A 25703-nucleotide genomic window follows, 5' to 3' on the forward strand; every position below is an offset into this window, starting at 1 on the left:
TTCCATCAGTTGTCTTGCTTCAATTCATATTTAGGACCATTTACCCCAGCTAGCTGGACGATGTCCCCTACTGAAAAAGGATAGGTTTTGTAAGCAATCATCGTTTGTCCGTTCAGCATGCTTCCATTCCGAGAGCCAAGATCTTTGATGAAGCAGCCTTTGTTGTCTCTATAACATTCAAGGTGAAGCCGGGATATTCCCTGCGCTTCGTCACCATAGCTGACCTGTTCGCCAATTCGGCCAATAGTAAATCGGTCATTCTCCCAAATAAGCCTCTGCCCTTGCCCTTCCCACTCCCTCTGGAGTGAGAATCCGCTATCGGCAGTGGGCTTTTTGTTATGCTGCCCTAGAAGTACCGTCGCTTCCTCTCTTCTAGTTGATGCTTTTTGGGAGGAAACGCTCTTTTTAAACGGGGGCACAGCTTCCTTCAAATCAATTGATGATTTAGGATGTTGAACGTCGTCTTCCCCATTTTGAATGACTCCTCTAAAACGTGAACGGCTAAACTCTTCTTCGATTCTATCTTCCTTTAGGCTCTCTTCTTCTACTAATTCTGATTCGGCGACTTTGCTTTTATTGACCCATAGGGCTAGCAGTCCGGCAACACCAATAAGCGATAAACCCAGACATATGAACAGCAAGCTGCTGGAAGGGGCCGCTAAATAAACATAGCGCCATATACAAGCTACTGCTACAAAGATCATCGCGCTTATCAGCCATTTTCCTTTCCGAGCTGGCGCAGGCTCCTCCTGAGTAAAGTTATATTGAGGCAGAGGTTCGACTTCTATATCCCAATCTCCGGCGGCAAAAAAACGTTCATTTAGAGACTCTTGCTTATTCGTTTCGCTTTTTTTAATATTGTCTCTATCACGGCCGAACTCGCCAGCTTCTACATAATGACTAGAGCTGCTATAATCGCCCACCTTGTCCGGCCTCATATTGCCAGCAATATTAGCACTGCTAGCAATATTAGCAATATTAGCAATGTTAGCATTGATAGCATTACTAGAACTGCTAGCTGGATTTGGCCTACTTCTGCTTGACACAGATACAGGGAGGCGATATGTACCCTCATACATTATGCTAATGCGTTCCAGCAATTGAGAACGAATCGTGCTGACCGTGGCATCGTCTCTGCTTAACAAACGCAATAGATGCTGAAACTCCTCGCCATTTATTTCTTCTATATAAGAAGACCATCGTATTGCCAGTGCTAGCAGGGAGTGGATACAGTTTGGAGCAGCCTGGCCTGAATTTATCGATTTTAGAGGCATATAAACGAGAAAAATATCGCTTAGCTGCTCGCCAACAAATAGATATGACTCTTCCAGCAGGCAGCCTTCAGGACGAAGCATATAATGATGGCACTCATCGAGCGCTTCTATAATACCTAGCAGTACGGCATAAAACTTCTCCATCGTCAGCGATTGTATCTGCAAGCGATGAAGCAGCAATTTTTTGCCACTTATGCGATAGCTAAACGTAATAAGCCCATTCAGCTCGAACCATTCAATGGGCAGCAGATGTGGAATCGAGCTGCCTTGCAGCATTTGCAGCTCTACTTCTTCAAGCTCTTGTCTGCGTATGCCTCCCTCGCGATCCATAATTAGCTCATGTCCACGATTCATCGCATAATCTACAATAAAGTTCCCCATCGCTTCTCCCCCTTAGCTTGCAGCTCTCTTAATTTATGAACAGCTGAACTGAGTTAAACAAATACGCTGCTGGGCTTATGTAATCATGAGCCACGCAGTTAATGCCCCGGGTACGGCTGCAAGCATAAATGGGAAGGTGGTTCCCCCCGCTGCCCAGCCTCCAAGCTCCTTGCGTCTCGGTTCAGTGCTTCGGTGCAATAGCAGCAGCAAGCCACTCAACATCCTCCTGCTAAATGGCCTATTAAACAAAACTAGCAGCACGCCAATTAAGCCTGCATACAAAATGGCATACATCATCATTTGCAGCACCATACTTGTGCCAACCCACATACCCAGTGCAGCGAATAGCTTAACATCCCCTGCGCCAATTCCTCTCGCCAAATGCAAAATGAACAACGGGACAAACCCTGCAACAGCTCCGATTAACCCCGTCCACAATCCGCTCCAGCCGCCAGCGATTGTCTGATATAAGCAGCCTGCCCCAAAAAAAGACACGGTCAAGCGGTTAGGGATAAGCATGGAACGCAAATCTGTCAGTAATGCAGCGATGAGCAGCACGGCTGCTGCTGCAAACGGTAAGGTGAGCATAAAACTCTGCCCCTTTCTATTTGTAAGCCTATAGGCTTGCACACACTACTAATTTGATTTTTTCTCAACCTGAAAATGCATGGATGCTTGCTGATCGCCCACTCCTGCTGTCAGCTCCCACATGCCTGGCGTCGTATTGCCCGATACGAGCCAGGTCCACTGGACAAATCCGTCGCTGCCCGCTGTCGCCTCGCCAAGATGCTTGGCCTGGCTTTGCCCACTTTTGTACATCACCTTTAATGAAGCAGTCACTCCCGGCTTTGTAAGCACAATAGCGGTTGCTTTGTGGCCCGGCCTTAGCGGTACAGGCGATATCGATATAATCTGAATCGGAATATGATCGGGATCATTTTGCGCTGCTGTATCTTGCGCCGCCGCGGCGTCGCTGATCCATACCCGCTCTGAAGCCTGCTCTCTTAAAATAAGCTTCTGCTTCATGAAAGGAAGCTGCATTGGAAATTCATATTCCGCTTCAATAATCAAATAAGGCTGCTGCTTATTTTTCAAATCCGGCAGCGCCAGCCTTGAAAGCTTGATTCTAGCTGTCTCCAACACGGCCTCGTCTGCATTTTGACGGAGCAGCGGCTCTATCGCTCCTCGTCCAATTTCCGTTGCAGCCATATCTATAAGCGGCTTCCAATCGCCGCTTAATGCAGAGGATGCTAGTGCCCCTGCCGGATCAGGCAGCCACTTAGCAGCATTAGATGCCGCCGCGCTCCAATCTGCCAGCGGCATTTGTGCGGCACTAAATTCCGGTTTTGATGCGGAAACTCTCTGATAGGCTAACTCTACAGGATATATATGCGCGGCAATTTGCCGGGCGGATTGCGAGGCTGCTGCTTGAAGCGCTATTTGTAACGTACTCATGCGTATAAAAATAATGAATACCATCAGCACAAGCAGAAGCATTGGCATAACCAGCGCTGCCTCCATAACGATGCTGCCGCGCTCTCCCTCTCGGCAATCAGTATGACCAGCCAATCGTCTGCGTCGTTTCATAGCGGCCATTCGTCACCCTTCCCTGTAATAATCCGTAGCTTCCTAGCAGCTGCATAACGCCAGGCAAAAACCACAGCTGTGCAGATGTTCGTACCTCTCCTGTCACAGCTGTGGAAACGCCAGATAGAGTAACCCCGCTATTTTGCTCAATGACTGCAATCATTCTGGATACGGATGCTTCTTTATTGGCTCCGCCATGCAGAAGCATAAAAAGCCGTAAATAATCCGTGTACGAAATTTCCACATTTGCATATTTAGATAATGGGGCCGATCCCCGATCAGCAAAGGCGAGCATATCTTCCATCGTCTTCTCCAAGCCGTAAATAAGCGAACACGATAAAATCAAGAGGGGATGTCCAGCAGAGCGGCAAGTAGATAAGCCTTCCATAGTACGAATAGCCATGCGCACGCTAAACAGCTCGCCATAAGCTGCGGCCACATTGCCTATGCGATTATGAAAACCATAAATCACATATTCGGCTTCTTGATTATGAAAGGTCAGCGCCCGCGAAAGTTCAGCGGTATCCCCATTTTCAAGCATCATCTTCAATTGCTGCGGGGCAAAAACCGAATATCGCTGCAATACATATTCGCCCAAATATACGGTATCTCTAGCCTGCTCCAGCATATCGGCTACTCCGCCGAACAAGCCATTAGAAAGCTCCGCAGAAGCTTCAGCCTGCGAATGGGCATCCTCGCTGAATGCTTTTGTTTCAGCATTTGAACCTTGCGCTGCGACTGTATTAAATTGCAAATTTCCTTTGTAGCGCTCTTCCAGCTGATTAAATAATGCCTGCTGCTCTTCTGAACCAGCTACGCTTTGAAAGCCCCCCAGCATATTCCCGGCCTGTTTCCATAACGAACCTAGCTGCTTTTCTTGCTCTTTGCGCTGCTTCTCGAGCCCTCCATTGGCTAGCTCCTGCTGGCGCTTGGCAACGATGGAGCCTGGATGGACATACAGACCTGCATATTGTCCATATAACGCAATCATCTTCGTTGTTCCCGTACGGAGCATTGTTGTATAACGATCTACTGAGTCAAGCAGCAGCGTAAAAGCTGAGGTGAATCCACTCGCTTCATTATGAAATGCTGTATACAACTGTGCCTGATCGTCCAGTTCAGCACTATATTCAGTAAACCAAGCATCTGGTAAAATCAGCTGATCTGCTGTCTTTTGTATATCCTGCAATTCAGAGGCTGCTACAGAAGGCAAGGTGTAGGCATCAGAGCCTACTACTGGTTTGCCAGAAACGCGGTCATATCCGCTATAAGCAGGAGACTGTCTCTCCTTGCTTTCTATTAGCCGCATTTCCCCGTTCAACAGCCTTGCTTGCTCCAGCTGTTCCTTTGCCGTGCTCTGCAGCTTTATATGTTCGTTCATCACCTTGGCCGTTCGTTTCTTGAGCTCATTAATCAGCGCAATTGCTTCTGATTTATATTCCGCTCTTTCCTGCGTATATTTGGGTGCCTTGCCTGCGGCTATTAATTGCTCGTCAACGATAACCCAGCCAGCATATTCTTCATAACGCCCGGCAAGTGATGATGCTGTGCCCTCCTCTGCACTTGAGGAATCCAGCCCCCCATACGGCAGCAGCGCCTTCAAGCCACTTGTTCCTAGTTCCTCAGCTGCCTGCTTTTGCAAAGCTAATATACGGGCGAGGCTTGCTTGGCGCTTGTCATACAGCTTGCGCAGCTGCTCCAGCAAGTCCACTGTCACCGCAGACTCCTTCATCGCCCCCGCCATGGGAGCAAACTTTGAAGCCAGCTCCAGCGTAAAATCAATCGGTGCTTTATATTTCATCTCTTCCAGCACCTGTCTTTCAAATACCGTATGGCTGCCCAATACTGCAGCCTGATCCGTATGTGAATGGACTACTTTGGCATCAATTGGCCGAGAAAAGGCAGCGAATGACGCACTACGCTCCACATTCGTTTTCACAACCTCGCTGTAAATCGTATCTCCACTCGTACCGCCTCGCCCAAATAATCCGTATTGCTCATAAAGCTGACTGTCGAAGGCTGATAATACGGATCTTGCACCTGCTCTCGCTGCATCCTCGGTTATTTTATGGAGAGCCGCTATTCTGGCGTAGTCAATAAGGATCGACATGAACAGCAAAAGCGACGACAGTACCATAGCGGAAAATATAGTGACTGCACCGTCTCTCTGCAACAGCCATTTGCTTAAGCAGCTTTTCCTGGCTAAATGCTGACTCAATCTTTCAAATCGGCTTGCTTTCATTTTTCTCCTCCATTCAACAGGCCTTTGGCTTTGCTATTGCTGTTTTGTTTGCTGTAGGAGGATAGTACCTGACTAGCCTGCTCCTTCCCGCTGCCCTGAGGGCTTCCGGCGAATTTAGCCGTATAATATCTAGCTAAGTCAACGCCGCGGATAAAATCGACAGGATCGGTAACCGGACTCGAAGCAACCGTCTTAGGCTCTCGAATGCCTAATACACGCTCAAGCGGCTCCAGCGACACAGGCTGTATAAGCTTTGTCTCAATATGGCGCTGAATGACCGTACGATGGTAGCCAATGCTTCCCTCAAAAGGAAGCCCTCGCTCAGCATTCATCCACCCTGCGGCAGCTGCCATTTTTTGTTCAGGCAAGCTATCTCCTGCCGCCCCGTGCAAAGGCAAAGCAAGCTGCACATCCGCTGATTCGCCGCCTAAGCCAAACAAAGAGCTGAGCAATCGATCCTCATGCATTCGCCAGTATAGGCTGTCGTATTCCCCTTCAGGCAATAGGCCCGTCCGTGAATTTCGGAAGCTGTTGTCCCACCCGAAGGCCGTCCGCTCCGTTGTAACGGAAGCCGAATAATAAAGCACTGTCTTCTGGTACATGTACATCCCAAGCAGGAGAAACAATAAAATAACAGTGAGCAGCAGCGGGAACACAAGCGTTGATTCCAGCGTAAAGCTCCCCTGCTCCCCGAGCAGCCACTTGCGAAACAGCGGTCTAAGAGAAAATTTTGTCTGCTTGGTCATCAGCCTTGCCCATTAAACGCTCAATAAGTTCTATAATCCAATCCTTGAACAGCAATGCAATAATGATAACGACGGCAATAATTAAAATAATTTCCAGCGTGCCTAAGCCGCTTTCCGATTTCCAAAATCTTTTCCATGCTTTTTTTACTGTTGTCATCATTCCAGCTTCCTCTCTATTTTCAATTGCTCCGTTAACGCTTAAGACATTAACAGCATGGCAGGAGCAGCGATAAAAACCATCAACACGAGCAAAATGCCAACCAGCGGAAAAACGAGCTTGGAGGATGCCTCCTCGCCGCGTGCTCGCGCAACAGCCTTGCGCTTCTCCCATAGCGTATAAGACAGCTCCCGCAGCGCCAGCACAAAATGCTCCCCGCCCCGGCGATAATTCAGCAGCAGCACCGTCGTAAAAATCGAAACCTCCTGCACCGCGCAGCTGCGATTGAATTTTTCTGCCGCCGTACTAAACGACTCGCCATTGTGCAGTGAATATACGACTTTGTTCCATTCTTTATACAGCGGATGCTGAGCAGTATCCTTACCATCAAGACAGCGCCCCAGCGCCTGCAAGGCGGTTTCGCCTGCCCCAACCAAAAGCATCAGCTTGCTGATCATTTCCGGCAGCTCCAAAATAATTTCCTGCTTGCGCTGCTTGATCAGCTTCCCTGCTTCCAGCAGCTGGCGCACAGGCAGCAGCAATCCGAGCAGCGCACCCATTGCCAGCAGCAGCGGTTCGCCTGCTGCACAAGCCAGCCAAGCGCAGCCTATCATCGCGGCATATCCGTAACCAGCAGCGCCGCCGAGCAGTTCTTTCGTCTGCTGCAGCTGCCACCGGATTCCCCGTAAAATAACGAGCTTAGCGTGATAGCTGCTAAGTGAAAGTGCCATATACTCATACAAACGGCTTCTTTCCAATAGCTCGCTGAACGGCTCAATGAAAAGCAAATGCTTTAAAGCATCCTGCTTGAGTGTTAGTTGGCGGGATGCAGCCAGAATCATTCGGAGTCGCTTCCCACCGATAATAAATAGCCATGCCACCATGAGTACTATCGGAATTGCTGTCATTTGCGCCCGCTCCTATACTCGAATGCTCATTATTTTATGGATAGACCAAAAGCATACTAACAATGCACCAAGGCCAATCGTCAGCAGCAGATAGCCCATGCCTCCATATAGAGGCGCCATATAATCTGGAGCCATTAGGTTCAGAAACCCAAGAAATATAAAGGGAATCGCCATCATAATGCGTGCCTCAAAGCGTTTTTGTGCCAGCAGCACCATAATATCCTGCTGGATTTCCAGCTTTTCACCAATTGTCTGCGCCGTACGCTTCATCACCTCTACCAAATCGCCACCCGAACGCTTGCAGGCAGCAAATACATCAACGAATTGAACGATATCCTCTACATGGGAGCGGACCGCTAAACTCCGCAGTGCCTGTTCCAGCGGCTCCGCATGCTCAAGACGATGCTTCACGATTTGAAACTCCAGCAGCAGCTCAGTTCTTGGGTCAGGATATAGCAGCTTTAAATCATCCAGCGTCGCAATAAAGGCATTTTCCACCGATCTTCCTGCTGCAAGACAGGATGTCAGAGAATAAAGCGCCTCCTTGAATTGCAGCTTCAGCCTCTCCTTGCGACGCAAAATTAATGAAGCTTTGTAATAACGTGGTGTGCATAATCCCAATCCGGCTGCGATGAGACAAACCAGAAGGGAATGGTACACCGTATACAGAGCTGTAAAAACAGCTGCATAACCGATAATCGCTGCCACTGCGAACTCGCGATAAGACAGCACATACCTATCATAATTTGTTAAATATCCGGTCTTGGCTGGCTGCCTGCTCGCATTACTCCCGTTCCCTTCCTCACCTTTGCCGCTTTCGAGCTCAAGACCGCACCAGAAAAGCACTCTAGTAAGCAGCGATTGCCCGACCTTCCCTGTATTCTTGGCTTTCTCCGCTTTCTCCGCTTTCTCCACTTTCTCGGCTTTCTTGGCTTTCTTGGCTTTCTTGGTTTTCTTGGTTTTCTCGTCTTTCCCGGCATTCCCCGGTATCTCCATAACGGTCCCCCTCCAGTGTTAGACCTGCCATTTGCAGCTTGTCCCGGTGAAGGAGTGAATGGACGGTACGCTTTAAAGCTCCTAGCACCTTGCCGTCTTTCTCGCCCTCCTCTTCAAAACGGAACAAGGGGCGAATCTCGATTTCCCCGCCATCTATGCCGGCAATTTCAGCTATTTCCGTTACACGGCGCGTACGGTCGCGAAACCGCGATAGATGGATGACAATATCCAGGGCAGAAACGATTTGCTGCCGAATGACCTGAACGGGCAAATCGGCTGCCCCAAGCGCCATCGTCTCGAGCCTTGCCATCATGTCTCGAGCACTGTTGCTGTGACCTGTTGACATGCTGCCTGAATGCCCGGTATTCATCGCTTGCAGCATATCGAGCGTTTCCGCTCCCCTTACCTCGCCAACGATGATTCGATTCGGACGCATCCGCAGCGATGCGCGAATGAGATCACGAACCGTAATTTCACCTTTGCCCTCGGTGTTGGCATTGCGCGTCTCCAGCGATACCAGATTGGCAACGCTGCGAATTTGCAGCTCAGCAGAATCTTCAATCGTTACAACTCGCTCATCAGCAGGAATGAACTGCGACAACGCATTCAGAAAGGTCGTCTTGCCCGTCCCCGTCCCTCCGCTAATAAAAATATTGTATTGCGCTGCGGTCAGCTGCTGCAGGAAGCTTGCTGCTTCTGTGGTTAAAGCTCCCGCCGCAACAAGCAGCTCCATTGTCATCGGGCGCTCAGGGAATTTGCGAATCGTCATTGCTGGCCCGCGCAAAGCTACAGGCGCAGTACAACGTGGACACGAGAGCCATCCTTGAGACGGGCATCCACGATGGGAGAAGACTCGTTTACTACACGATTGACTCCTGCAACGACAGCCTGAATTAAGTCCTCCAGCCGCTCCTTGCTTTCAAAGGCAGCTGGCAGCTGCGTCATCGTTCCGCTTCGTTCAATAAAAATTTCGCCGTGATGATTGATCATAATTTCAGTAACTGACGGATCATCCATCAGCGGCTGCAATATGTCCAAGCCTCGAAAGGAATGAAACAGCCTGCGTACCAACTGGACCTTCTCCGCCGCCGTAAGCGGATGTCCGCTATTGCAATAGTCAAATACCGTCTGCTCCACGCTTCGCGTCAGCTCTGCATCCGTTACAGCACCGCTGAAATCAAGCTGCGACCTAATCTGGTTTCTTAATGCTAGCACCAACTCATCGGTTAGCAATCCGGATACCTCCCTCGCTTACCAATTGCTGAAACAACCGCTCCACGGCAGCTTTATACAATGGCGATGCAGCAACTGCCGCCGGCGATGGACGCCCTTCGGCAGCTTCGGGCAGCGCTGCGGCAATCGAACGGCTACCATTTCGCAGCTTAATCGTAAACATATCTGGAGGCCTCCCCTCTGCTTCATCACCTCCGGCTGGTACAATACGGCGGTTAACAACAAGTCGGATACGGCGGCTAAGCGACTGAAAATCTTCTTTCCACCTGCGTTCTGCGTAGCTAAACGCCAGCTCTGTCTTCCGCTGAATGGATGGGTCATCGGTAACCAGCCACAAAACCAAGCTGCTTTCCCTCCAAATCGACAGCTCGATCTCCCCCATCCCATCCTGCAAATCGATCAAAATGAGATCATATTGCCTTGAAGCTCGCAGCAGCTCCACCATCGCCGCTGCATCCGCTGGCAGCAAGCTGTAACGATCCTCCTCATTATCGCAGGGCAAAATAAAATCGGCTTTCAGCGCCGAGTGGCGCTTGCGATGCTGCGCAAGCCACGCTCCAGCCTTATCTGGCTCAGCCTTCAGATGATAAAGCAGCTGTGACATGCCTTCTCCCTCGGGGAGCACGAACTGGTCTCCCGCTCCCAGCCACACCTCAAGGGCGCTCCAGCGCTCCAGCGTCAAATAAAAGACGCGGCAGCCATGCTTGGCAGCTGTATTCGCCAGCTTGAGCGCAAGTGCAGTCTTGCCAACTCCCCCAGATGCCGAGCCGATAGCGATAACTGACGCGCCGCCCTCACTGCTTGCACGAACTGCACTCGACCGGACTGCGCCATGCAGAGCCACCAAGCTCTGCAATAGCTCCGGGAGCGGCTGATATTGCAGCAGCTCCGCATCATACTGGGCATATTGCCCCTTGGCAGCTACGAATGCCGCCACTGGCACACCAGCAGGCAGGTGTGGAGATGCAGCAGCCAGCATGGCAGGCTGGGCCGCAATCAAATCAACGGCATAACCTCCCTTGAGAAACTGGATGAGAGAGGCTGGATTCGTAAAAGCTGTAAGCTGCCACTGCTCGCCGAAGGGACTATCCCTCACATATTCTGCAAGCCTTATTGCATATTCCAGCTCACTTACTGCAACAGCTAATTGATAACGCACCATTCACCCTCCTTCCGAAGCAATGCTACAACCCGCAATCTGAGCTCAGACAACGCAAAAAAGCACCGTAAAGGCGCAGTTTACCTGCGATCCTTTACGGTGCTTCCGTAGTCATCCGATTTAAGATTGAGAAAAATTTATCACGTTTAAGTATGTACTGTCAACTGCTTTTTTCCACTGACTGATTCATATGTAAAATAAAATTACCATGCATCCTAAACAGGAGAATGAGTGATGCCTGACAAACATGAAGGTCTATTGTTCTCAGTCACTATCATCCTGATTACAAAAACAGCTACCTAGTTCCTTTATAGTTATTAAACTTATAATATGCTAAGATTTACTTGTATTTATTTTTTTCATAAAATAGAAATATAATACTTAATTTAATTTGCAGATGAGCCTTACTTTTCCTAGGTAATCACCTCATCCTTTAATCCAACCTTGCATTCGTGAACTTGCCTAGGCTGCTTGACAATGTCATTCCCATTATGAGTAAGGAGACAAATTAGCCTATGACATCTAATCACCTGAATTTTTCTGATTGTATTGGAACAGATACTTTAAATCTAAGCGAAATGAATAACAATTTTGCATTAATCGACAGCGAGTTTGCTCAGCGTGGAATAAATTTATTATGGAAAGGAGCAGATCCTACCGGGGCTACTGACAGTTCTGCTGCTCTGCTAAATGCCATTGCAGAAAACTCGGATACCATTTTCATCCCCAAAGGCGTTTATGCTCTCCACACAAACCTCACAGTCCCTACTGCAAAAAGACTTGTTTTTGATCAAAATGCCAGATTCCGACCTAATCGAAATATAACGCTAACCATTGATGGGATTGTAACCGCTAATGCCTTTGACTGGATTTTCGATTTAACAAATTCGGGTAAAATCGCTGGTTCCTTAAAAGTTGATAACATTTACCCACAATGGTTTGGTGCAAAAGCAGATAATATCACCAATGATTATTTAGCTATCCAACATGCAGAGGATTTAGCCAGTATCGGCAGTGCTACAGTTATTTTTTCAGGAACTTTCGCTATCAGTGCATCTATTGTCAAGAAGTCTAACTCCCATTGGTTTGGCTATAAATCAAAAATAAGAAGAATCGATAATGCAAATCCTAGCGGTTCTTCATTCAGCCTCGTATACGCTCCAGAGAATACAAAGTCATGGTCCATCAGAGGAATTGAGTTTGAAGCCATTGATTTAGGCACTAAACTGGCTAAAGGAATTACTTCCGGATTTGCTCCTTCAAGAAACAACTCCTGCATTGATGCCTATCGCAGCTACGATTGGGCCATTAAAGACTGTGTTTTCCGCAAGTTCTCACAAGCCATTCTTTATCGAGGTTGCAGCAATTTCTCTATTGTAGGCAACTCTTTCTTTTCTGATACTGGGAAAACACTTGCGTCCATGTTAGATGGAACATACCAACCTTATAACGATTATGGTTACACAGGAGCCATTATATTTGGACATTTGGGTAACCAACCCGATCCGCAAAAATCCAAAAATTTTATTATATCCAATAATTACATAGAAGCGATGGGTCTTGATATAGGCATTGACGCCCTTGCGCAAACTTATGATGAGAACCCTTGCATCATTTCAAATAATATTATTATAGGCGCGCAATGCTCTATTCAAGCATATCGTGGCAGTTACGATGATCTTGGATATGCGGAAACCTTTCGAGGCAATATTCAAATTGACTCTAATCGCCTCTATGTTGCATGGGAACAAGGGATATACATTAGACAAACGAATGGAATTGTTGTATCTAATAACCATATTGAATGCGCAGGACTGGCTCTTGCTGGCGCCAGCAACCCTGGAGGCTCGTCAGTTGGGGCCATCGTGACAAGAATAAATCCGTTTAGACTACCCAAACATTCTGCGCTTCCATCGGATCAGATAGGCATAGATATTATCAATAATCGCATTGTTAATCCTGGGAGAAATAACACAGCCATTGATGCGGCTATTCATGTGAAAATTCCCAATTGTCGGATCATTAATAATGATATTATTCGAGAAAAAGTAAACTTCCCCACGCTTGCTCAAGGCGCAGCCATCATAGTTGATAGCAGCGAATGGTTACTGAGTGCAGAAATTAGAGGCAATCGCATCGATTATTTTCAAACGGGGATTCAGTGGGCAGGCAGCCCGAGAGAGCATAGCGAGGTAGAACAATCAATAATCGAAGGAAATACTTTTAAAAATTGCGGAACCTATGGCATCCTTCTGGACACCTTTCGTGTAAATGGTACATTAATAAAATCAAATCAGTTTCACAATTGTACTCTTGCTATTGCTATGCGTAATACGCCTTATTCAACAATAGAAGACAATTATTTTAACCAGTGCATTAAAGGAATCCAACTTAGACCGGGGAATCTGGCAAGCGACTACGTCAAATTAAAAAGTGGAAACACTTATACCGGCATCGATAATGGACTTAAAGGAGGTGGGACACTTATAATCCGCAACAATGATTTTGTTGATGTTAAAGAAACTCATTCAGTAAGTCCTGATGGCGACACCTCCTTCCACGGACGCTGTGCCGTATGGGAAGGGGACCGTATTAATAATCGCCCAAAGCTTGCCAATTTATTCAATTCAGCTACTCCAGATGCCGCAAACACGGCTCGTGTGTGGAATCAGCATGATCGTGTTCAGAATAAAACCATTGTTAGCGGTCAAGTGTATGAGAAAATTTGCATTCAGGGTGGCATGTATGGAAGCCCACCTACAACACCAATCACTTGTACCGTTTCTGATAACTCAGCTGTAGCTACAAATGTTTCAAGTGTAATGAATATTGGCAGAGGCCAATATTTAATGGTTGGGACAAGTGTTAAATACGTCCTTGCCGTAAACTATTTAATAAACCAGGTTACTTTTGACAGCATTTTCACTTCTAATGCTATAGATGTTCCGATTTCTCTTAGCCCTCCTCAATTTGCGAATCTAATTGTATGTCCATAGCTTTCTCAAACTGCAGCTAGATAAACATAGTTAAAAACAATTACACCGTAAAAGACCATATTTACTTATGGCCTTTTACGGTTTTTGATGTCAGTAGATAAAAACTAAATTAGTATTTATCAAACCTACAGTTATCCGATATATTCAATTAAACATAGGGCAGACGGATTCGACTGTTTAACACTATTGCTTGATGAAATGATAATTTTGCATTTCTCATCGGTATCACATACGAAAAAAAGCTCGGCCGTAACATTAAAACCAAGTTTATGACGAGCTACATCTGCTACTGCTAATATAGTTGGATTGGCTTCCGCGGTTTTAAGTGTGAATGTGGCAGGGGTATCTTCCGTTACAGCGTTGGCAGGGGAATAGAGCCTTACTTGCGTAATAATAGAATTAATAGGCAATATAATTTCTAAATTTTGATTCCCCAAATAAGGAAATCTCCCGTTAGGTCCCTTTACAGATACAATCTTCTTTTGTACAATTCCAACATTTGCTCTCTCATATCCGAGCGTACACTCCCATATATTTTTAGGGCTGTCATTTAAACCACGACAATTTCTAAATTTAATTTGGGGTTGCCCTCCAAGATTCCCAAGCGAATTCGTATTTACATACGAAATAAAATCCTTCGGTCTAGTATGCTTGGCAATCTGGCAATTCTCATAAATGATATTATGAGGGAATGCCCATGAATTACCCGTGTAATAATATTGATGTTGCCCCATAAGCGTACAGCCATCAAATTTAATAATGGGCATTTTCACATTAGTTGATTTAAATAAGGCGGTAACCCACTGATGGCTCCCATCATTGTATTGCTGAGAATCACAATCGCAGCTTATGAATGAAACAGCACCATCAGCCCATTCACATTCAATTAGCTTCGCTAAACCATATTTTGTTTCAAATCTAGCCCCTATACATAAAAATCTCTGTACACCGCTTACATGTGAAGTTCCAAGCAATTTAAAAAAAGTAGTGTTACCAGCATTACTATCCGTGTTTATGAAGCTTCCCCCCCAGATATTGATATTTCCACCTTTTTCGAAATGCAGAAAATCTCCTCTAGAAGCCTCATATTGACAAGCAAAAAAATTATAATTTAGGAATTGGTCATTTGCTGTTGTACTTTCCGAAAATATCGTTTTATTCCATTTCCCATAAAAACCACAGTGAAACCACGTAAATTCACTATTTGTATTTAACCCTTCTAGCTTCCAACCATAATTAAAATTAATAAAATCGCATTTATCAAACGTATAGTTTTGAGCCCCGCCTTTTGAATACGAATACATAAAATTGGTTTGTTTTTCGTAATCACCGACAAATGTAATCCCTTCAAAATGAATGTGCAGCCATTTGTCATTATTGTAAAACAAATATCCGTTCGTACCTGAATTTGGTTTAAATAAAATCCTTGTAATTCCTCTTCCAGAGCCTCGGAAAGCTAAGCCACGAGCCCTCTTTATATTGGAATTCCCCAAAATTTTCGGATTACTGCTTGAAACGACATAGGTGCCAGCAGGCAAATCAATAACCGTATTTCCCTGTGGATTCGTTATTTCACTTACATTATTTGTAATGCGAGATTGAATGAAAGCTTCAAGATCAATAAATGCCTGATTCGAATTGGTCAATCCGGTATTATCAGCACTAAACCATTCTATATTGGAACCACGACTTTCAAATTCCTTATCAATTTTCTGAAAATTATTTTGTATTTCAATAATTTTCAAGCTTTCATCTCCAGCATTAACGCTCATTTTGAGATTATCTGTTTCATTAGATGCCACATGCCTCTCCTCCTATTGACTATAAATTTTTACTTCCTCTCTTTATCTAAATAGAGTATTATTTAAAAATTCATTTCATTAACCTGTTTACAGATGATTAAGAACTTCAATCAATGGAGGATAAAAGCTTTGATACAAGTAAAATATTCTTCTTGGCTCCATTGTGTGTTTAAGCTTTTGCAATGAGTATACATTCCTGCTTTAGTACATAAATAATCTCTATAAACTAAAAAAAAGCAAGAGAGTACAGGCAATTCCGCCGCACTCTCTTGCTTTTTTTACTATCCCGGTGCTTATCCCGGCCCGCCCGCCTGAAACTCCAGCAGCTTGCTGAACGTCCCCTTGGACTCGCGATAAAGCTGATTATAGCCGCCTTGCTGGATGATCCTACCCTCTTCCAAAACGATAACCTGATCGGCGTCACGAATCGTAGACAAACGATGAGCAATGACAATAATCGTTAGTTTGCCCTTCAGCTGCTCAAGCGCCTGCTGAATTTTTAGCTCATTTTCGCTGTCGAGCGAACTGGTCGCCTCATCCAATACAAGGATCGATGGCTGCCTGAGCATCGCCCGCGCCAATACGATGCGCTGCCGTTCACCGCCAGACAGCCGTACCCCGCGATCGCCCACGATCGTGTCCAGTCCCCGCGGCAGCGCGCGAACGAAGGCATCAGACGCCGAAAAAGCGAGCGCCTCCCACAATTGCTCCTCCGTTGCCTCCGGCAATACGAGCTTTAAATTTTCACGAATGCTGGCATTAAAAAGAAACGGATCCTGCGAGACATAGCTTACCGCACTGCGGTAAGCAAAGCGATTGCTATCGTCCAGCGGGGCACCGTCAAGCAGCACCGCTCCGTGCTGGGGTACGATCAGCCCGATCAACGTATCGATTAGCGTGCTTTTTCCCGCCCCAGACTTGCCGACAATTGCCGTCATGCTGTTCGCCGGGATACGCAAATTAATATGCTTCAGCGCATACGTCTCATCCTGCTCCCGATAGCGATAATACACATCTTGGCAGACCAGCTCATGCGCAAGCTTCAGCGCAGCAGGCTCTGTGCGCTCTGTCCGCTCATCTGTTCGCTCTGTCCGCGCAGCAGGCTGATTCAGCTGCATCTCCTCAGCAACGCCACATTCCTTCATCAAGTCATTCAGGCTCTTGAACGCCGGGAGCGTCAGCACAATTTGCTCCATAGAGGTTTGAATGAGCGTCAGCTTCGGCCACAGCCTTGTAAAAATCAGCACAATTAATGTGAGCTGGGCTACCCCAACCTGCAGAACCTGCACAGATAAAAATACGCAGCCCGCAATCATCAATGCTGAGATACTTTTAAATATGAGCTGGCTATTGGATTGCAGCTTCACAAACTGCACATTATTGTGCTCCATTTGCTGCGTCAGCTTGCTGAACCAGGACAGATGGCTTTCCTCCAGCCGATTGCTTTTGATCTCCTTAATGCCATTGAAATGATCCGTTATACCCGCCACATAGCTCTGCGACAGCTCCGTCAATCGGGTGCCAAGCGACCTTGCCCCTCGCGTATACTTACGTGAGAACAAGCTGAGCAGGCCGCCGCAAACTAAAATAAGCAGCGTTAGCTGATACGACAAATAAAACGCCAACCCGATTTGCACAAGGGTAAAAATCCCCGTCGTAACTAAACGCAGCGAGAGCTGCATGCCCTGATTAACCCGGGAAAGCTCGGAAGACAAAATATGATTGAAGTCCGACTTGCGCTTGCCGAGAAAAAAAGCCCAGTTCGATTGCAGCAGCGCCTGATAAATATCCATCCGCAATTTCGTTACAAAGCTTTGAAGCAGGGCAAAGCCCTGATTCGTCTGCTGTCTTTGCAGCAGGCCCTGCCCAACATTAATGCCAATAAAGATGGCCAGTACAGCGACAAGCAGCAGCTCCTGCGGCAGCTCGCCAAGCCAGTTACTGACCTGCGGCATGACCGGCAAGCTTGCGCTTTGCACATCAAATAAACCGATGATGCCCAGCAGCGGTATTAAGACGAGCAGCCCTACGCCCTCAAGCGAACTCACAATCATGATGCCCAGCATGTTCAGGTACAGCTTTTTCCCTGCAAACTGATGCAGCTTCTTCATATATAGCAAAATTGGTTTCATATGCTCACCCTTTTGCGAGGCTGCTTGAGCCTTCGATAAAAATACAGAAACGGCCGCAGCGGAAAATAAAGAAAATGCAATCCCTTAGGCAAAGGCAGCGTCTGCGCATCCCAGGCACTTGGATAAAGCTTGCCGATGAAATGGGTCAGCTTCTCCCGGCTTGTCAGCAGCATAAAGGTATAACGCTTATAAAGCAGCGCCATCTTTTTCTCCTCCGGAATCGGGCTGATCGTAACGGTCTCCTGAATAAATGGAAAAATGCAGCGGACAAGCCTATGCGCAAGCGGGCTGTCGGCCAACGGCAGCAGCTCCCGGGGAAGCCTCACCCCAAGCAGCTCCCGCGCCAAAACAAGCGCCTGCCCTACGGCCGCCGCCCCTCCGTTTCTACGCGTTTCCTCCATCAGCGATTCGCCGCCGTCCTCGCAGGCAGAAGCAAGCTGGGCAATATCATGCAGCCAGCGCAGCCGGAACCAGCCATGTCTTGCCCCATGGCTGACGAGATAATGAAACAGATGCTCCGGCCCCAAATAGGGGATCGAACTCCCCGTCTGCTCATAGATTCTGCGCTGCGCCCATAGCTGCTCGAAGGATACTTCCTTTACCGCATCGGGGCTTAGTCGCCAGTGCAGCTCAATTTGCGTATGATTGGCCGTATGTTCAAAGCAGCTATGATGCGTTTTCCACTTTAAATCATTAAACAAGCGCGGCGCTGGGTCCCGATCATAATAACCAAGCTCTTCAAGCACCGCCTCGGCCCGGTCAACATCCTCTATGGGTACTAAAATATCCAAGTCCTTGCTCGTGCGCTGGGAAATATCGCCGTACAGCTCATGAGCAATAACGGGCCCTTTCAATTGCAAGGAGCGAATGCCGTGCTCTGCCAAAGCCGCTACAACCCGCTGCATCTCGGCGCTGAGCCTCAGCATCATCAGCGTATTGGCGTAATAATCCTGCTGGAGCGTCTGCAGCACCGAATTCGGCAGCACCGGCTTCGCAAGCTGCTTCAGCTTTAAATAGAGGCTTGGATATACGCGATGATGTCGCGCCAAGTCGATAATCTTCTCTCCATTCAGCCTGCTGCCAGCCCAGCGGCGGCCAATGACTGCCGTATCGGCATTCGGCTGCAAGCACTCGAGAATAAATTGCAATTCAAGCGGAAGGTTAGCCACTTCCCATTCATACGTTTTGTCCATAGCGATGCTCCTTCTCCCGCTTAATCTGATTACCAAACAAGCCAACGACGGTGAAACGTCCCATTTCCTCCACGCCCGTTATGTAGTAGGGGCCGCTGCGAAGCCAAGCATGGGCAATTAGTTTGCCTGATGCGTCCTTGGCTGTGCCCAAATAGAGCGTGCTCGCTATTTTTCTGCGTTTCAGCAGCTTCATCGCGGCGATTCCCTTAACGAGACATTCGCTTTCCCACCAAGTATAGCGGCTCATCTGCCGTATCGCTTTCGCCACCTCACCGAGCATCTGCTCATGCTCCACAACCCGCTCATAGGGCGTCTCCTTCATCGGAACACCTAGCGTAGGGGCAACTTTAGCGAAAGGTATCAGTTTGAGAAGGCGCGCCCAGGCGAGCAGCATATAGGCTTCGAACAGAAGCAGCTTGCTGCGAAGCGGAATCGCGATGAAATGGCTCCATTTTTTAAGCAAAACGATCGAACCGCCCTTTCCTTGAACTATTCGCTAGCCTGCCGTATCCCCTGCTCCGCCACCCTGTGCGCCTGCATGTGTGACAGGCTCAAGCAGCCCTTCCGCGTACAGGTCCTGTAAAAAGTCCGCCACCTGCTGGTCGCATGCCGCTGGCTCCACTTCATACTCTTTGAGCAATTGGGCAACAATGTCGCGGCGTGTCACGGGTGTCGCCGTCCGCTCCCAAATGATGCCGCCCAGCTTGCCCATGTTATAATATTTGCCCGAAGACAGACTTAACAGCACTTTATCGCCATCCATATCAGTAGCCAAATGACCTTCTGTCCGCTGGATAACCTGTTCAGGCTGCAGAAGCGGTCTAGCTTGTTTAGACATTTGCCTCACGTCCTTTCTGAGTCGCTGCCAGTATTAGATCAACCATTTCATAAGCGGAAAATGCCCCTTCTGCGGGACGCTGCAATTGATAAGCCTGCACGGTTGCTGCAAGCCGAACAGTGGCAGCAAAATGCCAATTTTGAAGCTTTAAAGGTGCGATTAGAAAATGCCGGAAGGTGTGGTTCAGCAATACAGGCAGCTTTGCTAGCGAATGCAGCTGTGATAGCGATACCGCATTTGCTTCTGTGCGCGAAAGCTCAAATACGGCGGCGAGTGGAAGTGGATAGGATAGGAAGCTGGCAGATAACGGAACAGCGAATTTAGATACGGAATAGGCCAGCGGCTTGTAAAGCTGACTCGTTCTTCCGAGCTGCTCGACGCTTTGCTGCCACAGCTTTTGCTGCGGATAGGAGGGCATGACAATAGACGCGCCATTTGCGCCAGCCTCCGGTTCCTTTAAGGCAATTACATCATCACTAAGCAAGGGATAGCCACGGTCTATAAAAGCTGCGGCCAGCGTCGACTTTCCTGCCCCAGAGTCTCCAACGAAGGCATAGGCCTTGCCGTCTATGGCTATGGCGCTCCCATGCAGCGGCAGCTGCTTTCTTTGCAGGAGCAGCGCCCCTACGCATGTTCCGAGCAGGTAAAGCCGGAGCCTTCCCTCATCCATGTTTTCGCATGGCGCCACAATAATCCGTTTGCCCTCTTGAATGCAGAAGCTTGCGACCTCGTGAATATAAAAAAATAATTTTGCGCCGTGAACAGCGTAATGATCCTGCGTTTGATCCAAAATCGGCCACGTAAATTCTGGCTTGGCCAGCTCTATTTCAACATCTGCAAACGCTTCCGAATTTGCCGACGCAAGCAGCTCAGGAAGCTCGATTTCACTCCTGATGCGGAGGCCGAAAGCGTCGTAGATTGCTGTTTTCCCCGTTAATATCATCGCGTTCACCCTTATATGAATAAAATCGCGTTGCTTCAAGCCATCAATCAAAAACAAGGTGAAACGGCTGTCGCCATCCTTTGGCGGCAAAAGCAATCGTTTCGCGGTGAAACCTATACTTTCCTATTTTTGAACAAAATCAACAAAGTCCTTGTACAAGGATATCTTGCTGTATAAGGACCTTGTTGATCACTTTTACTGCATAAGTATAATGGATTTATTTCTAGGAAAAGGAAACGCCTGGATCGATAGGGAACGGAGTTGGGTCATCTGTAATATCGAAGTCCCCCGCTTTTACAAAATCAATGTAACGTGTACCTACACCAGCCATCGTCTCGCTCACTTGCAGCGTTTCGAGAACCGGAGCTTGCCATTGTTGTTTTTCCATGTTTATTCACCTCCTTTCAAATGAAACTGCTGCACAAATCGGCAGGCCACCAAGCAATGCAATAAATAACGGCTGTTTAAATCAACCGCGTATTCCGGCTTTGGTACTAAGCCCACCTGCTCCAACGAAGCCTTCATCTGCTCTACATTGAAAAACTGCGCAAGATACGGGTCCTCGCAATAGTGATGCAGCTCCTCTACAAATGTTGACCAAACCGGCGTCATTCGGTGAACCCAATCTGCCGCTTGAATGCCTCGCACCCGCTGGTTTAGCCGAATTTGATCGGGCAAATAGCTCGCCGTAGACTCGCGAATTAAAGCACGGTCGTAGCCATCATGAACGTATTGCTCAATTGGAACAGACAAGCAAAACTTCACAACCCGCGGATCGCTGGTCGGGTCCCGTTCCCACAGCGCGTAATTAAGCGATAGCTTCGTGCGCTGCGTACCGCTCATATTGGTCATCGCCATATCCTGAAATGGCCCCGGCTGCGCTTTAAGCGCATCCTTTTCAAAAACGCTGCCGGCTGCTGCCTGCCGCTCCTTCAATCTGGCAAAGACGTTCATCCGCTTGGCAAAAGCCGGATTGATCATGAGCGGCATCTCCTGCTGCCCATGATCCTGGTCCCGAGGAAACAGCTTCGGATAGGCGTTTTTCCCAACATAATACATAATCCGTTTGCGCCCGACTGCCTTGCGCTTGCCGAACATCGTCACTTCCCGGTACAGCCGCAGCCATTGCAGCCGCTTGAGAAGCAAGGAATAATAATCGATGGCAGGACCCCACGAGATCGAATGGTTCCCCATTGCTCCCGTGAGCAAAATGCCCATTCCCTGCTGATGCGACTGCTCGTAAACCCCTTTAATCCAAAATGAATTTTCTACAAATTTATAGGGAATCTCCAGCATTTCCAGCCATTCATCCGCTTCCGACAATGGACTGCGGCCCTGCATATCCAAATATTGATCGGCAATATTGCCGACAAACCCTACGGTTTCCTGGATAAAGGGACGTTCGTCTGCCATATGCCGCCTGGACGTCCAATCCTGAAAGTCCGGCTCTGGCACATAACTGAAGGTATGCAGCTGCTTTTGCTGCGCCTGCAGCGATTTCGCCGCGAAGCTGACGACCGAGCCGGAATCGAGGCCGCCGCTAAGCGTCGCGCCTACCTTCCGAAACGTCCTCATCCGGGCATTGACCGCTTCCTGGAAAACCTCCTGGAAAGCCTCCGTATACTCTTCGCGCCGCTTCAGCCGCAGCTGCTCTGGGGGCTCGATCTTGCTGTGCTGCCAAAAATCGAGCTGTCCGTCCTTTAGGCGAAAAGCATGACCCGGCGGCACCTGGCGAATATGCTCATAGGGCGTTGCGAACAGGTCGCTCGACTCATGAACAATAGCAACTGCCAAATAATCGGCCAGCCAGCTTTCATTCAGCTTTTTCTCTACATGATGGGCAGCAAGCAAGGGAGCAATAGTGGTGCAAAAGGAGCTTTGCTGAGCATCAGAGTGGACATACAGCGTACGGCTGCCGAATAGATCGGTCGCACCGAACAGCTCAGATTTGCGCTGATCCCAAATGATGAAGGCATAGTCGCCTATTAAATAACGCGGCGCTTCCTCTCCCCATTTGGCATAGGCCAGCATAATCAGTTCGCTATCCGGCATGCGGGCTCGCCGCTCGCGGTCGATGAGCAGGTGCTCCCACAGATATGGACGATTATCGATCATGGCATCAGCCGTAATCGTTAGTCCCAGCTCAGCTGCGTGAAAGGGCTGCGGCTGTCCGACCGATTCAGGCGTAATCCACTGGGCATGGCAGCCTAGGAAAACACGGCCGTCATGCCAAGTATCGACGGCATCCGCTGGATATTTTTGCAAGGCTTGCATTAGGCGCAACCCCGCTTCTATAGAAACGGGAGCTTCGGATTTCTTCTGATAAATAGCGGCGATTGCGCTCATGCGGTACCTCTCTTCTTTTTGATACTAACTGTATTTATTATAGCATATAAAGATACATTTTGTATCATTTTTATTAAAATAATTGTGCGTTTTTTTCCTATGCTTCACCATTTTTTACAGCGACAATAATGGTTTTTGTTCTTTTACTCCATGGTTCATATTGGGACGGCCCACCGAATAATAAATGAGCTGCGTATTGGCTAGTTCATGCTCACTATAAATGTTGCGGCCATCAATGAGATTAGGCGTTCTCAGCCAGGATTGGATACTTAGCGGTTTAATATCGCGAAATTCCTTCCATTCGGTCAAAATGCATAGAGCATCCGCCTGAATGGCCGCTTCCTCTGCCTCTGCGCAATATACGACGCCCGATTCGCCAAATTGCTGGCGAAAATTAGCCGTCGCTATCGGATCGTAGGCTTTGACATTTGCGCCTCGCTTTACCAGCGCATCAATAATTTCAAAGGCTGGGGCATCACGCACATCATCCGTTTCCGGCTTGAATGCCAAGCCCCAAATCGCAATGGTGCGGCCCGCCAAATCGCCAAGCGAGGCTTCCAGCTTGCGAATGACGTTAAAGCGCTGGTCGCGATTCACATCTACGACGGATTTAAGCAGCTTGAAGTCATAATCCATTTGTCCGGCAATTTGAATAAGCGCCTGCGTATCCTTAGGGAAACAGGAACCCCCGTAGCCTATTCCGGCTTTCAAGAATGAAGAACCAATTCGCTGATCATAACCCATTCCTTCCGCTACCTCGGTCACATCGGCGCCCACCTTCTCGCAAATGTTGGCAATTTCATTAATGAAGGAAATTTTGGCAGCGAGGAAAGCGTTGGAGGCATATTTAATCATTTCGGCGCTGCGAATATCGGTGCTCATAATGTGCTCGGTGAGCGGCCTGTGCAGCTCCGTTAAATATTTGCGCGCCGTCTCGCCTGATGTGCCAATGACAATGCGGTCCGGGTGCAGCGTATCTTGAACGGCTGTGCCTTCCCGGAGAAATTCAGGGACGGAAGCGACCTCGAACGGAAAAGCTGTCTGGCTGGCTATAATCGTCTGAATATGCTCATTCGTGCCGACTGGCACCGTGCTTTTGGTCGCAATAATTTTAAAGCCATTCATCGCCAGGCCGATTTCGCGGGCAGCCTGCTCAATGTAGTTCAAATTCGCTTTGCCGCTTGGGAGCGATGGCGTCCCTACCGCAATAATAATAATGTCGGATTTCCTCACCGCTTCTGGCAAATCCGTAGTAAATTGCAAGCGTCCCTCCGATTTATTGCTCGCTATGAGCTCTTTCAAGCCCGGCTCATAAATCGGCACCTCCCCTTTATTCAACAAGGCAACCTTCTCCTTCAGGTGGTCAACGCAGATGACATCGTTGCCCAGTTCCGAGAAGCATACGCCCGATACCAGTCCCACATAACCCGTTCCAATTACAGCAAGCTTCATGCTGCCCACTCCTCTCCATATGCAGCCTCGACGCTTGATCGCAGACTGCTGTTTTATATACTTTGGTACTAAGGAGCTTCCGTTTGCATCCTTACTTATACAAAGCCTTTATAACCAACTCTAAATGCTAAACCAAGGTGAGGTAGATACGAGTGGCATTCGTTTCATCGGCAATTTGCTCAATCCATTGGACAATCTGGTATTTACGCCGCTCATTCATGGCGATTGAAGCGCCGCGGCTCCATCCTTCCATTGTTAGCTGCGAGAAGCTTTGCTGTAGGTTAAGCTCTATTAGAGCCTCCCAAGTAACCAGCATATGCGGATGCTTGCCCTGCAATGCTAGAATCGTATTCCGATCCTCCGTCATGGATGTCCTGACCAGCACAATCAAAGGCTTCCCGAGCGTGACCGCCTCTCCGACTACACCCCAGCCTGGCTTCGAAATGATGAGATCCGCCGCCGCCGCGTAATTTTGCGATTCGGTGTAGCCTTGCGGAATTTGGACAATATTCGGCCCACTCACCCGCATATTTTCCGATACGATAAATACACAGGAGTGATCGTTCCACAGAGAAAGCGAGTCTAGCGCTTCTGTCTCTATTCCCATGCCTAGGGCAAAATAAACGATCGTTTTGCTGCCGTCCGGATTCAGCTCCCGCACGATCCGCTGCACCTCAGCAGCTTGCGGCGTTCGGCAATAAAAGCCTGTCTCCAGCCCGCTTCCCGCTGCCCATTTCCGTTCCTCCGTGCCCGATCCCGCTAGCGGAATAAAATAGTCCAGCTGTTCATAAGCCTGGCGCAGCGGAGCCAGCTGCTCCCGCTCCACAAAAGACGCATATGCGGTATGCCAGGTGAAGTTGGATATGCCCACCGATTTCACTCCCGCAAGCGCGGCTGCGGCAATCGAAATCGGAGAAATATCCGAAATGACCATATCCAGCCGCTCACTCATCATAAAATCTGCTTCCCGCCTTACCTCAGCTGAAAATGCCGCCATATATGGCTCGTAACCGAGCCTTAACCTTTCTTGATCGGGCTCAACCGAGCCTCTTCCTCCGCCAAGCACATAGCCAAGATCGGATGAACAGCTGCGGAACACTATCCGTTCCGGGCTATATTCAGTGCTGTATTCCGCTAATGAAGCCTGAATAAAGGGAAGCGTTTTGCCCGAGCAGATTATTAGCCGATAACGCCGCGGCGAATAAAGCAGCAGCGTTCGAATAAGCGCAATGCTGCGCGTTGCATGGCCATAGCCATAATCTGAAATATAGTACCCAAGCGTTATTAAACGGCCATTCGTGCCGCGAGCGCCAAGCAT

Annotated in this window: 21 protein-coding genes and 1 pseudogene; 2 read left to right on the forward strand and 20 right to left on the reverse strand. The window is 48.3% G+C overall.

The annotated features are described in order from the left end of the window. Window positions 1-5 precede the first annotated feature (5 nt). The 10 genes and pseudogenes from AC50X8_RS09175 to AC50X8_RS09220 form a co-directional block, all read right to left on the reverse strand. Window positions 6-1655 (reverse strand): DUF6382 and FHA domain-containing protein, encoded by a 1650-nt coding sequence (locus tag AC50X8_RS09175; protein WP_494879430.1) that lies wholly within the window; start codon window positions 1653-1655, stop codon window positions 6-8. 75 nt (window positions 1656-1730) lie between these two features. Beyond that, the gene (locus AC50X8_RS09180; RefSeq protein WP_494879432.1) at window positions 1731-2243 is read right to left on the reverse strand and encodes an A24 family peptidase; all 513 of its coding nucleotides are present in this window, start codon (window positions 2241-2243) and stop codon (window positions 1731-1733) included. A 48-nt stretch (window positions 2244-2291) separates the two neighbouring features. Beyond that, complete coding sequence (locus AC50X8_RS09185) at window positions 2292-3224, reverse strand: TadE/TadG family type IV pilus assembly protein (RefSeq protein WP_056041336.1); 933 nt, start codon at window positions 3222-3224, stop codon at window positions 2292-2294. Beyond that, complete coding sequence (locus tag AC50X8_RS09190) at window positions 3208-5484, reverse strand: TadE/TadG family type IV pilus assembly protein (RefSeq protein WP_494879433.1); 2277 nt, start codon at window positions 5482-5484, stop codon at window positions 3208-3210. Before AC50X8_RS09190 ends, AC50X8_RS09185 begins: the two co-directional genes overlap by 17 nt. Further along, a complete protein-coding gene (locus tag AC50X8_RS09195) occupies window positions 5481-6230 on the reverse strand; it encodes a TadE/TadG family type IV pilus assembly protein (protein WP_056041333.1) in 750 nt (249 codons plus the stop codon). Before AC50X8_RS09195 ends, AC50X8_RS09190 begins: the two co-directional genes overlap by 4 nt. Then, on the reverse strand, window positions 6202-6387 hold the full coding sequence (locus AC50X8_RS09200) for a Flp1 family type IVb pilin (RefSeq protein WP_341279067.1): 186 nt from the start codon (window positions 6385-6387) through the stop codon (window positions 6202-6204). The genes AC50X8_RS09195 and AC50X8_RS09200 overlap by 29 nt, the downstream gene beginning before the upstream one ends. A 41-nt stretch (window positions 6388-6428) precedes the next feature. Beyond that, window positions 6429-7295, reverse strand: a complete 867-nt coding sequence (locus AC50X8_RS09205; RefSeq protein ID WP_494879436.1) for a type II secretion system F family protein — start codon at window positions 7293-7295, stop codon at window positions 6429-6431. A gap of 12 nt (window positions 7296-7307) precedes the next feature. Next, window positions 7308-8291, reverse strand: coding sequence for a type II secretion system F family protein (locus AC50X8_RS09210; RefSeq protein ID WP_494879437.1), 984 nt, complete (start codon window positions 8289-8291; stop codon window positions 7308-7310). Window positions 8292-8301: 10 nt separating this feature from the next. Then, window positions 8302-9524, reverse strand: a pseudogene (locus tag AC50X8_RS09215) (TadA family conjugal transfer-associated ATPase); the annotation flags it as partial. Continuing rightward, a complete protein-coding gene (locus AC50X8_RS09220) occupies window positions 9511-10683 on the reverse strand; it encodes a P-loop NTPase family protein (RefSeq protein ID WP_494879438.1) in 1173 nt (390 codons plus the stop codon). The pseudogene AC50X8_RS09215 and the gene AC50X8_RS09220, both read right to left, overlap by 14 nt. A 515-nt stretch (window positions 10684-11198) precedes the next feature. Between AC50X8_RS09220 and AC50X8_RS09225 the strand changes: the two genes are divergently transcribed. Further along, complete coding sequence (locus AC50X8_RS09225) at window positions 11199-13679, forward strand: right-handed parallel beta-helix repeat-containing protein (RefSeq protein ID WP_494863108.1); 2481 nt, start codon at window positions 11199-11201, stop codon at window positions 13677-13679. Between the two features lie 131 nt (window positions 13680-13810). On the opposite strand, the gene AC50X8_RS09230 is transcribed toward AC50X8_RS09225, so the two are convergent. The 6 genes from AC50X8_RS09230 to AC50X8_RS09255 form a co-directional block, all read right to left on the reverse strand. Continuing rightward, window positions 13811-15481, reverse strand: coding sequence for a hypothetical protein (locus AC50X8_RS09230; RefSeq protein ID WP_056041325.1), 1671 nt, complete (start codon window positions 15479-15481; stop codon window positions 13811-13813). Between the two features lie 293 nt (window positions 15482-15774). Then, window positions 15775-17613 (reverse strand): ABC transporter ATP-binding protein, encoded by a 1839-nt coding sequence (locus AC50X8_RS09235; protein ID WP_056041322.1) that lies wholly within the window; start codon window positions 17611-17613, stop codon window positions 15775-15777. After that, window positions 17610-18806: a nucleotidyltransferase domain-containing protein gene (locus AC50X8_RS09240; RefSeq protein ID WP_056041320.1), complete on the reverse strand. Its 1197-nt coding sequence runs from the start codon at window positions 18804-18806 to the stop codon at window positions 17610-17612. The genes AC50X8_RS09235 and AC50X8_RS09240 overlap by 4 nt, the downstream gene beginning before the upstream one ends. Beyond that, on the reverse strand, window positions 18790-19275 hold the full coding sequence (locus AC50X8_RS09245) for a lasso peptide biosynthesis B2 protein (RefSeq protein WP_056041318.1): 486 nt from the start codon (window positions 19273-19275) through the stop codon (window positions 18790-18792). The genes AC50X8_RS09240 and AC50X8_RS09245 overlap by 17 nt, the downstream gene beginning before the upstream one ends. A 27-nt stretch (window positions 19276-19302) precedes the next feature. Further along, window positions 19303-19644, reverse strand: coding sequence for a lasso peptide biosynthesis PqqD family chaperone (locus AC50X8_RS09250; RefSeq protein WP_063892665.1), 342 nt, complete (start codon window positions 19642-19644; stop codon window positions 19303-19305). Continuing rightward, a complete protein-coding gene (locus AC50X8_RS09255) occupies window positions 19637-20587 on the reverse strand; it encodes an aldolase (RefSeq protein ID WP_494879441.1) in 951 nt (316 codons plus the stop codon). The genes AC50X8_RS09250 and AC50X8_RS09255 overlap by 8 nt, the downstream gene beginning before the upstream one ends. 15 nt (window positions 20588-20602) lie before the next feature. On the opposite strand from AC50X8_RS09255, the gene AC50X8_RS09260 reads away from it, so the two are divergent. Next, the gene (locus AC50X8_RS09260) at window positions 20603-20764 is read left to right on the forward strand and encodes a hypothetical protein (protein WP_494879443.1); all 162 of its coding nucleotides are present in this window, start codon (window positions 20603-20605) and stop codon (window positions 20762-20764) included. Window positions 20765-20810: 46 nt separating this feature from the next. Here the strand turns inward: AC50X8_RS09260 and AC50X8_RS09265 are convergent, their stop codons facing one another. From AC50X8_RS09265 to AC50X8_RS09280, 4 genes are all read right to left on the reverse strand, one after another. After that, complete coding sequence (locus tag AC50X8_RS09265) at window positions 20811-20975, reverse strand: paeninodin family lasso peptide (protein ID WP_430161644.1); 165 nt, start codon at window positions 20973-20975, stop codon at window positions 20811-20813. A 2-nt stretch (window positions 20976-20977) separates the two neighbouring features. Further along, window positions 20978-22933 carry an asparagine synthase-related protein gene (locus AC50X8_RS09270; RefSeq protein WP_494879445.1) on the reverse strand — a complete coding sequence of 652 codons (1956 nt, stop codon included), beginning with the start codon at window positions 22931-22933 and terminating at the stop codon, window positions 20978-20980. A gap of 114 nt (window positions 22934-23047) precedes the next feature. Beyond that, entirely contained in the window at window positions 23048-24385 is a 1338-nt protein-coding gene (locus AC50X8_RS09275; protein WP_494879446.1) for a UDP-glucose dehydrogenase family protein, read from the reverse strand. A 127-nt stretch (window positions 24386-24512) separates the two neighbouring features. After that, window positions 24513-25703, reverse strand: a complete 1191-nt coding sequence (locus AC50X8_RS09280) for a hypothetical protein (protein WP_494879448.1) — start codon at window positions 25701-25703, stop codon at window positions 24513-24515.

The sequence above is a fragment of the Paenibacillus sp. JT22N15 genome, assembly GCF_059383755.1.